Genomic DNA, 9,589 nt, shown 5'->3' with positions numbered 1-9,589 from the left:
CGGCGGCGTCCAGCTTCGCCTTCACGAAGTCGATCGAGGCCTTGTAGCCGGTACGGCCGTGGGCGCGGTTGCCGCCGTTGGCGGTGGCGATCGGCCCCGGCATCGCTCATACTCCCCAGCCCTCCCCACACCCTTCAAAACCAGATCAGAGGACCCGCGCGGCTCTCCCCGCTCAAGCACAGGAACCTGAACCTGCCCGGCCGCTACAGCTTCACGGTCCCGACTCCGACTCCGACTGACGGCGCCTTGAGGCCCTGCCCGGTCCAGATGCGCCGGAACGGGGTCGGGAGGGGCCGTATGCTGCACTCGCATGAAGGATCTTGGTAGTCAGATCTCGTACTGGGACAGCGTTGGCGCGACGAAGACGTTCACCCATCCGGTGAATCCCAGCTGGCTGGCGGGGGTGAGTCCGGACGCCCGCATCCTGGACTACGGCTGCGGATACGGCCGAGTCATGGCTGAGCTGAGCGAGCACGGTTTCCACGACGTGTCCGGCGTGGACCTGTCTCCCGCGCTGATCGAGCGGGGCCGCCGGTTGCGGCCTGACCTGAGCTTCGCCGTGCTGGAGTCCCCGCCGGACCTGCCGGATGCGCCGGAGAGCTTCGACGCCGTCCTGCTGTTCGCCGTGCTGACGTGCATACCCGACGGCGATGCTCAACGGGAGCTGATCAGGGAGCTGAGTCGCGTCCTGGCGCCCGGCGGGCTGCTCTACGTCAGCGACGTGCTCTTGCAGGACGACGAACGAAACCGCAGCCGCTACGCGGCTCACGCCGGGCGATTCGGCACGCCCTACGGGGTCTTCGCCACCGACGACGGTGCCGTATGCCGGCACCACGAGATCGCGGAACTGCGCGCCCTGCTGTCGGACTTCGACCTGATGGACGAATACCCGATCGAGGTCGCCACGATGAACGGCCACCGGTCGCAGGCGGTACAGCTGCTGGCCCGCAAGCGATAGCGGTCACAGCCACTCGTCGATGGCCGCGATCAGCACGGTCGCCTCGTAACGGAGGGACAGGGCGTCATACCTCGTAGCCACCGCACGGTGGCGTTCGAGGCGATTGATCCCGCACTCCACCGTGTGGCGCTCACGGTGGTCGTCCTTGTCGAAGGCCGACGGCCGGCCGCCGTGGAACCGCGCTCCTTGCGGTTGGCGCAGTTGCGCAGGAGGCCCGTCCCGCGTGACTTCCGTTCTCGTGGTCGTCGCAACAGGCCGGCGCGTGCAGCAAGAACTCCAGGGACGAGGGTGCGGTGTCCGTGCCCGTCGCCGCGGCGGGCTCGTCGCTGCTCAGACGGTGTCCTGCAGAGCGCAGTCGTCATCGGCGAACAGGTGGGGGTCGCTGGCGTTGTCGTCGGTGGACGAGCTCGACGCGTAGACGATGCCGTGGTCGGTCCAGCCGCCCGGCTGCCCGGTCGTCGACCCCGCGAGGCCGATGGCCGAGTTCTGCGAGCCGAAGGACGAGACCGAGCAGTACATCGGGTACTTGCCGCCGTACACACGCAGTTCCCCGGCGTCGGTACGGGTCCGCCGCCGGCCCGTCCCGTCCGAACAGTCCCACAGCTGCACCCGGGTGCCGTTGGCCTGCGAGGCGTTCGGCACGTCCAGGCAGCGGCCCGAGGCGGCGCCGACGGCATCGCCGGTCGGCCACGGGGTCGTCCCGCCGGGCGGGACGTACGGGCACGCGGTCCGGGGCCTGGACACGCCGGTGGAGTCCGCCAACGACGGGCACAGGAACTGCGTGGAGCGGGTGCCGCCGTCGAGGAAGATCCATCAAGGCGTGTCGGGGTTCTTGACCGGACGTCGGCGCATTTCTACGCTCGCTGCCGTGGGAGCGTTCCCACGCTCCTTGCGTCCCTCATGCCCTGCGGAAGACCGCGCTCACGCACCCCCCACGCCACGGAGTCACCATGACCGACGCACACCGGAGTCACCGCACGGCCCCGTCACCCCTCAGAACGCGGACCCGGCCCGGGAGCAGGCTGATGCGCGTCGTCACCGCCGCCGCGCTGGCCGTGTCCGCGCTCGCCGTACTGCCCCGGACCGCGCAGGCGGCCACCGCCCGGCAGGTGGAACGCCTCGACCGAGGGCTGACCAGTACCCACACCAGCAGCGGGAACCTGGTGTCGTGGCGGTGGCTCGCCACCGACCCCGACACCGTCGGATTCAACGTCTACCGCGGCACCACCAAGCTCAACTCCACACCCCTCACCGCCTCGACGAACTACTTCGACTCCGGCGCGGCGGACTCGGCCGACTACACGGTCCGAGCGGTGGTGAACGGCGTCGAGCAGGCGTCCTCCGAGCACGCGCTCCAGTTCCGCTCCGGGTACCTGGACGTGCCGCTCTCGCCACCGGCCGGCGGGACGACCCCGGACGGGGTGGCGTACGCGTACGAGGCCAACGACGCTTCCACCGGCGACCTCGACGGCGACGGCAGGCTCGACCTGATCCTGAAATGGCAGCCGACCAACGCCAAGGACAACTCCCAGTCCGGCTACACCGGCAACACGATCGTCGACGGCATCAAGCTCGACGGCACCCGCCTGTGGCGCATCGACCTGGGCCGCAACATCCGCTCCGGCGCGCACTACACGCAGTTCCAGGTGTACGACTACGACGGCGACGGGCGCGCCGAGGTCGCCATGAAGACGGCCGACGGGACGAAGGACGGCACCGGCGCGGTCATCGGCAACTCCACGGCCGACTACCGCAACTCCAGCGGGTACGTCCTGTCCGGCCCCGAGTACCTGACGATGTTCGACGGCCGGACCGGCAAGGCGATGGGCACGGTGGACTACGTCCCGGCCCGCGGCACGGTCTCCTCCTGGGGCGACTCCTACGGCAACCGCGTCGACCGCTTCCTCGCCGGCACCGCCTACCTCGACGGCGCCCGCCCCTCCCTGATCATGGCCCGCGGCTACTACACCCGTACGGTCATCGCCGCCTGGGACTGGCGGAACGGCCGGTTCACCCGCCGCTGGACCTTCGACACCGACTCCTCCACCAACACCGGCAAGGGCTACGACGGCCAGGGCAACCACGCCCTGTCGGTCGCCGACGTCGACGCCGACGGCAAGGACGAGATCGTCTACGGCGCGATGACCGTCGACGACAACGGCACGGGCCTCTGGACGACCAAGCTGGGCCACGGCGACGCGGCCCACCTCGGCGACCTCGACCCCTCCCGGCCGGGCCTGGAGTACTTCAAGGTCTCCGAGGACAAGACCAAGCCCGGCTCCTGGACGGCCGACGCGCGCACCGGCCAGGTCCTGTGGCAGACGGCCCCGGGCGCCGACAACGGCCGCGGCGTCGCCGGCGACATCTACGCCGGCAGCCCAGGTGCCGAGGCCTGGTCCGCCTACGACACCACCCTGCGCTCGACGACCGGCGCCGCCCTCGGCCGGGAACCCTCCAGCATCAACTTCCTGTCCTGGTGGGACGGCGACACCGTCCGCGAACTCCTCGACGGCACCCACATCGACAAGTACGGCACCTCCGGCGACACCCGCCTGCTCACCGGCTCCGGCGTCTCCTCCGACAACACCACCAAGGCCACCCCGGCCCTCTCCGGCGACATCCTCGGCGACTGGCGCGAAGAGGTGGTCTGGCGCACGTCGGACAACCGCGCCCTGCGCATCTACTCGACACCCCACCAGACCGGCACCAGGATCACCACCCTGCTCCACGACACCCAGTACCGCACCGCCCTCGCCTGGCAGAACACCGCCTACAACCAGCCCCCGCACCCCAGCTTCTTCATCGGCGCCGGCATGCCCACCCCGCCCCGCCCCACCGTCTACACCCCCTGAACGACCTGCTTGTCGGTGACGGGCCCCTCGGCGGGCAGGCCGAGCCGCTCGTACTGGCTGGGCGGGCCGGGTCCTCAGGAGCGGGCGGCGGCGACGAGACGGTCGATGTCGGCGTCCGTGATGTCGAGGCCGAAGCCGGTGAACTTGGCCAGGGGGACGTCCCGTGCGGCCTGCAGGAGGCCCGGCTTCTCCGACTCCAGCTCGTCCGGCGACGGAGCGCCCGCCCGGGCGAGCGCCGCGATGAGGAGCGGGCCGCCGACCGGGTGGTCGAGCCATTCGCCGAAGGACGACATCGCGTCGAGCGCGGGGACGGCCCCGTCGCCGGCACCGTGGAGCACGGTCCGCAGCCGGATGTCCCGGGAGGAGGCGCCGATCTCGACGGTGAACGGTCCGGGGTCGGTCCGCCAGCCGCCGTGGGAGGTGGACCACCGGGCCAGGTCGCGGGCGGTGAGCTCGAACCGGACGCGGCAGGACTCCCCGGGGCCGAGCGCGACCTTGGTGAAGCCGCGCAGTTCGTGGCGCGGGCGGGTGGGGTGCGGCTCGTCGAAGGCGACGTAGAGCTGGACCACTTCGTGGGCGAAGCGGGTGCCGGCGTTGGTGACGCCGGCTTCCACGGTCCACCGGTCGTCGCCGTTCGCCGTGGCCTCCAGACCGTCGTACGCGAAGGTCGTGTACGTCAGGCCGTGGCCGAAGGGGTAGGCCACCGGGACGTCGAGCGTGTCGTAGTGGCGGTACCCGACGTAGCGGCCCTCGCCGTACACGACGTGTCCGTCGCCGCCGGGGAAGTACAGGTGGGAGGGGACGTCGGCGAGACGGTGCGGGATCGTCTCGGTCAGCCTGCCCGAGGGGCTGTGGAAGCCGAGGAGCAGGTCGGCCAGGGCCGTGCCGCCGGCCTGTCCGGGCAGCCAGGCCTCCAGGACGGCGCCCGCGTGTTCCTGCCACTGCGAGACGGTGACCGTGCCGCCGTTGGCGAGGACGACGGCGACCCGGGGACAGACCAGGGCCACCTCGCGGAGCAGGGCGATCTGGTCGGCGGGCAGCTCGATGTCGGTGCGGTCGTAACCCTCGGACTCGACGTCGGCGGGCAGACCGAGGAAGACCAGGGCCACGTCGGCGGCCGCGGCCCGCTCGACCGCCTCGGCGACCAGCTCCGGGGCGGGGGCGCCGGAGAGGCGGAAGCCGGGCGCGAAGGTGATCGTGGTGGCCGGCCCGACCGCCGCGGTCAGCGCGTCCAGCGCGTTGTCCACCCGGGTGGGCGTCACGTGCGAGCTGCCGTTGCCCTGGAAGCGTGGCGTTCTGGCGAACTCACCGATCAGCACCACTGTCTGACGGGTTGTCGGGTCGAGCGGCAGGACTCCCTCGTTCTTCAGGAGCACCGCCGAGGAACGGGCGGCCTCGCGCGCCAGCTCGTGGTGGGCGTCGACGTCCCAGTCGTCGAAGCGCCGCACGCGGTCGACCCGGTCGCGCAGCCGGAGCACGCGGTCGGCGGCGGCCGTGACGAGCGAGGCCTCCAGGCGCCCTTCCTCGACGGCCGCCACGATCTGTCCGTCGGTTCCGGTCGGCGGCATCTCCAGGTCGAGGCCCGCGGCGAGGGCGGCCACCCGGTCGGCGACCGCGCCCCAGTCGGACATCACGAGTCCGTCGAAGCCCCATTCGTCGCGCAGGATCCGGGTGAGCAGCTGGTGGTGCTCACTGGCGTACACGCCGTTGACCTTGTTGTAGGCGCACATCACCGTGTACGGCTTCGCCTTCCGGACGACGTGCTCGAAGGCGGGCAGGTAGATCTCGCGGAGCGTCCGTTCGTCGACGTCGGCGCTGACGCGCATCCGGTCGGTCTCCTGGTTGTTGGCGGCGAAGTGCTTGACGCAGGCGCCGATGCCGAGGGACTGGATGCCCTCGACCACGGCCGCGCCCATGACGCCGCTGATGTGGGGGTCCTCGGAGAAGTACTCGAAGTTCCTGCCGCACAGCGGACTGCGCTTGATGTTGACTCCGGGGCCGAGGACGACGTCGACGCCGAGGGCCGAGGCCTCGCGGGCCAAGGCGGCGCCGACGCGGTGGGCGAGCCGCGGGTCCCAGGAGGAGCCGAGGCTGACGGCGGGCGGGAAGCAGGTGGCGGGCACGCTGGTGCGCGTCAGCACCTCGTCGGTGACGCCGTCGACCGGGCGCCGTATGCCGTGAGGACCGTCGGAGAGCGTCAGGGCGCGGACGACCCCCGGTACGGGGGTGGTGGTCCAGCGGGTGCCGCCGGAGGTGAGCGAGGCCTGTTCCGCCAGGGAGAGGGCGGCTGCCGTGGATGCGTTCACACGTCTTCCAAGGGGTTGCGGGGTCGGGACGCGGACCGGGGTCCGCCCTGGCGGGGCGTGGCGCGGGCGGGCCCCGGGGTTCAGGGGGTGACCGTGGGCAGGGAGCGGGTGCGGCCGATCGCGCCGAGCCAGGCCGCCGACGGTTTCGGGGTGCGGACGAAGGTGTCGCGGTCGACGGCGATCAGACCGAACGTGGGCCGGAAACTGCCCCATTCGTAGTTGTCGAGGGCGCTCCAGTGGAAGTAGCCCCGTACGTCGACGCCGTCGGCCATCGCCCGGGCGAGGCCGGTGAGCGCCTCGGTGGTGTAGGCGACGCGGCGTTCGTCGTCGGAGGTGGCGATGCCGTTCTCGGTGACGACGATGGGGGTTCCGGGCACGGTGGCGGCGGTGTGGCGCACGGCGTCGGCGAGGGCGTCGGGGGCGTACTCCCAGCCGGTCAGGGTGCGTTCGGCCCCGTCCGGGACGGGCAGCGGCCCGGCGGGGCCGATCCGGGTACGGGTGTACGCCTGGACGCCGATCCAGTCGTCGCCGTGTGCGGCCTCCAGGAAGACGTCCTCGCGGGTGCGGCGGTAGTCGGCGGCCCGCTGCTCGCCTCCCGGCTCCGCCCGACAGGGCTGGTTGGCCACGGACCAGCCGGTCCGCACGTGGGGCGCGAGGGACTTGACGCTGTCGACGGCCCTGCGGTGGGCGCGGGCGAGGGCCTCGGCGGTGGCCTCGTCCGGCAGGGGCATGCCGTGCTCGGGCAGGGTGCCGCCGCCGGTCAGCGTCGTGAGGGCGGTGACCATGACGGCGACCATGTTGGGCTCGTTGATCGTGCAGACGTGGTCGACCCCCTCGGCGAAGACCGGGGCGGCGGCCTCCACGTACCGGGCGAACAGGTCCTCGGAGCCCTTCGCGGCCCATCCGCCGCGCTCGGCGAACCACAGCGGGTGGGTGAAGTGGTGCAGCGTCACCAGGGGGCGCAGGCCCCGCGCGCGGGCCCCCTCGACCATGCGCCGGTAGTGGGCGACGGCATCGGCGTCGAACTCGCCGGGGGCGGGTTCGATCCGGGCCCACTCGATGCCGAACCGGTAGTCGGTGAAGCCGAGGCCGGCGAGCAGGTCCATGTCCTCGGGCCAGCGGTGGTAGCTGTCGCAGGCGACCCCGCTGGGCTCTTCGACGCGGTCGGTGAGCCCGCTGTGCTCGAAGGCCCACCAGTCGCTGTGGGTGTTGCCGCCCTCGGTCTGGTGCGCGGAGGTGGACGCGCCCCACAGGAAGCCGCCGGGGAGGGTGAACGAGGTGTCCATGGTGTCGTGTCGCTTTCCGGGGCCCGGGCTCACGGGACCCTGCGGATCGGGAGGATGAACAGGCCGCCCACGGCGGACAGGACCGCCGCCGTCAGGAACAGCCCCTGATAGCCGAAGGCCGGGACGACGGCCACGGCGGCCATCGGCGCGACGACCTGCGGCACCGTGTTGGCGATGTTGAGGATGCCCAGGTTCTTCGCCCGGTGTTCCCGATCGGGGAGCACCTCGACGACGACCACCTGGTCGACCGCGATGAAGCAGCCGTAGGCGAGCGCCCCGATCACGGCGAAGGCGAAGAAGGCCCACAGCGAGGGCGCGAACGCGAGGGGCAGGACGGCCGCGGCCACGGCGGCGGCGGATCCGACGACGAACACCTTGCGGCGGCCGACCCGGTCGGACAGCGGTCCGCACACCGCGACGGCCGTACCGGCGCCGACCGCGGTGACCACCCCCGCGATGCCGATCACGGAGCCGGCGCGCGCGTCGGACAGGCCCAGGTGGTCGGTGAGGACGTACAACTGGAAGACGAGCACGAGATTCAGGCCGAGCAGGACCAGCAGGCGCCCGAACAGGGCCCACAGGAAGTCCGCGTCGCGCGGCGGCAGCAGGGTCCGCAGGAAGGCGCGCGGGCTGAAGTCCTCGACGGCGGCGTCGGTGCTGGGGCGGTCGGGGGCGGCGAAGAAGAGCAGCAGCCCGCCCAGCGCGGCGAGCACGCCGATCCACCGCAGCCCCTGCGCGGGGACGGCGACGAGGGCGCCGGCCACGACCGCGGCGAGGCTGGAACCGAGCAGCTGGCCGACACCGATCCAGGAGGACACCCGTCCCCGGGAGGCCGAGGGCACCCGGTCGGGCATGACCGCGGCGAGCGGGGCGACGATCGCGTTCAGGCTGACCTGGAGCAGCACCCACAGCGCCACGAGAACCGGGAAGTCGCGGGTGAAGGAGAGTCCGGTGATGGCTGCGGCGGTTCCGATGCCACCCGTGAGGATCCACGGGTTGCGGCGCCCGAAGCGGGACCGGGTGCGGTCGGAGAGCGCGCCCACCGCGATGTTGGCGACCAGGGCCGTACCGGCACCGGCCGTCGCCATGGTGGCGTAGCGCTGGAGTTTGGTGTCGTCGTCGATGTCGCCGAGCAGGGCCTGGACCAGCGTCGAGGCGACGTGGAACGACAGCATCCAGGACAGGTACGTGGCACACAGGACGGGCCCGAGACGCCCCGGCCGGACGGGGAACCCCGGGTCGGTTCTCGGATCCTGGTCGATTGCGGGAGGCGGTGGCGGAGAGGGCATGGACAGCTCCTTTGCTGCACCTGCGTGGCGGGTCGGGCCACCGTAGCCGCGAAATCCTTGCGACTCAAGGTTTTCGTACGGACACGTAGACTCCGGGTCCATGAGCACTCCTCGTGGGCCGTACGCGAAGACCTCCGCCAAGCGGGAGAAGATCCTCGAAGCCGCCCTCGCGGCCTACGCCGAAGCCGGCAGCCGCAAGGTCTCGGTCCGCGACATCGCCAAGCGCGTGGGCATGACCGACGCCGGGGTGCTGCACCACTTCGGCTCCAGGGAGGCCCTGCTCACCGCGGTGCTCCAGGCCCGGGACGCCGCCGCCCGCGCGGCTCACGGGAGCGCGGCCGACGATCTCCGCGCAGGTCTGGACATCGTCACGCACAACGCGTCGACACCGGGCCTGGTCAAGCTCTTCGTCGACGTCGCGGCCGCGGCCGCCGAGACCGACCACCCGGCCCACGCCTTCTTCGAGGAGCGCTACGCCGACGGCCGCCGCGGCCTCGCGGAACAGCTCGACCGCCACGCCCGGGACCCGGAGGCGCCGCACGCGCCCGAGCCGGTGACCCCGGTCGACCCGGAGTGGGCCGCCCGGATCCTCCTCGCGGCCACGGACGGCCTGCAGCTGCAATGGCTCCTGGAGCCGGACATCGACATGGCCGCGGACCTCGCCGCTCTGTACGGCGTCCTGATGGAGGCCCTGCGCGAGCGCGCCTGACCCCGCGGGCGAGGCCCGCCGGAGAGCGTCCCGGGCGGACTCGTCCTCCGGCTGCGGACCGCGACCGGAGGCGCTCCCGGCCCGCCTCGCGTCCCGTGCCGGCGTGGGGATCGTGGCCCGTGGCGGCACGTGGGCAGACCGGCCGGTGCCATCGGCGTCCCGGGACGCCGATGGCCTTGAGGAGGGACG

The 9,589-nt window shown here is 72.2% G+C and carries 6 protein-coding genes and 2 pseudogenes; 3 read left to right on the top strand and 5 right to left on the bottom strand.

Annotated elements, in window-relative coordinates; genetic code table 11:
• Positions 1–310 precede the first annotated feature (310 nt).
• Positions 311–958 (top strand): class I SAM-dependent methyltransferase, encoded by a 648-nt coding sequence (locus ABZ318_RS37530; RefSeq protein ID WP_356906905.1) that lies wholly within the window; start codon positions 311–313, stop codon positions 956–958.
• Between the two features lie 3 nt (positions 959–961).
• Here ABZ318_RS37530 and ABZ318_RS37525 read toward each other — a convergent pair.
• Both ABZ318_RS37525 and ABZ318_RS37520 read right to left on the bottom strand, forming a co-directional pair.
• Positions 962–1,155, bottom strand: a pseudogene (locus ABZ318_RS37525) (IS5/IS1182 family transposase); the annotation flags it as partial.
• A 157-nt stretch (positions 1,156–1,312) separates the two neighbouring features.
• Positions 1,313–1,702 (bottom strand): annotated as a pseudogene (locus ABZ318_RS37520) (ricin-type beta-trefoil lectin domain protein); the annotation flags it as partial.
• A gap of 281 nt (positions 1,703–1,983) precedes the next feature.
• Between ABZ318_RS37520 and ABZ318_RS37515 the strand changes: the two are divergent.
• Positions 1,984–3,810, top strand: a complete 1,827-nt coding sequence (locus tag ABZ318_RS37515) for a rhamnogalacturonan lyase (RefSeq protein ID WP_356906904.1) — start codon at positions 1,984–1,986, stop codon at positions 3,808–3,810.
• A gap of 74 nt (positions 3,811–3,884) precedes the next feature.
• Here the strand turns inward: ABZ318_RS37515 and ABZ318_RS37510 are convergent, their stop codons facing one another.
• From ABZ318_RS37510 to ABZ318_RS37500, 3 genes are all read right to left on the bottom strand, one after another.
• Positions 3,885–6,116: a glycoside hydrolase family 3 C-terminal domain-containing protein gene (locus ABZ318_RS37510; RefSeq protein ID WP_356906903.1), complete on the bottom strand. Its 2,232-nt coding sequence runs from the start codon at positions 6,114–6,116 to the stop codon at positions 3,885–3,887.
• An 80-nt stretch (positions 6,117–6,196) separates the two neighbouring features.
• Positions 6,197–7,402 (bottom strand): family 1 glycosylhydrolase, encoded by a 1,206-nt coding sequence (locus tag ABZ318_RS37505; RefSeq protein WP_356906902.1) that lies wholly within the window; start codon positions 7,400–7,402, stop codon positions 6,197–6,199.
• A gap of 29 nt (positions 7,403–7,431) precedes the next feature.
• Entirely contained in the window at positions 7,432–8,577 is a 1,146-nt protein-coding gene (locus tag ABZ318_RS37500; protein ID WP_356906901.1) for an MFS transporter, read from the bottom strand.
• Positions 8,578–8,791: 214 nt separating this feature from the next.
• On the opposite strand from ABZ318_RS37500, the gene ABZ318_RS37495 reads away from it, so the two are divergent.
• Positions 8,792–9,400: a helix-turn-helix domain-containing protein gene (locus ABZ318_RS37495; protein WP_356906900.1), complete on the top strand. Its 609-nt coding sequence runs from the start codon at positions 8,792–8,794 to the stop codon at positions 9,398–9,400.
• The last annotated feature ends 189 nt before the right edge of the window (positions 9,401–9,589 follow it).

Origin of the sequence: Streptomyces sp. NPDC006197 (genome assembly GCF_040613865.1) — a bacterium.
GTDB lineage: Bacteria > Actinomycetota > Actinomycetes > Streptomycetales > Streptomycetaceae > Streptomyces.
Note: the sequence above shows the minus strand (reverse complement) of the source record. Positions and strands in the feature narration are given on the sequence as shown.

What these genes read in the sequence shown, in the direction of transcription:
- ABZ318_RS37515 (WP_356906904.1), top strand. Translation starts at nt 1,984, where the DNA reads ATGCGCGTCGTCACCGCCGCCGCGCTGGCCGTGTCCGCGCTCGCCGTA.
- ABZ318_RS37495 (WP_356906900.1), top strand. Translation starts at nt 8,792, where the DNA reads ATGAGCACTCCTCGTGGGCCGTACGCGAAGACCTCCGCCAAGCGGGAG.
- ABZ318_RS37530 (WP_356906905.1), top strand. Translation starts at nt 311, where the DNA reads ATGAAGGATCTTGGTAGTCAGATCTCGTACTGGGACAGCGTTGGCGCG.
- ABZ318_RS37500 (WP_356906901.1), bottom strand. Translation starts at nt 8,577, where the DNA reads ATGCTGTCGTTCCACGTCGCCTCGACGCTGGTCCAGGCCCTGCTCGGC.
- ABZ318_RS37505 (WP_356906902.1), bottom strand. Translation starts at nt 7,402, where the DNA reads ATGGACACCTCGTTCACCCTCCCCGGCGGCTTCCTGTGGGGCGCGTCC.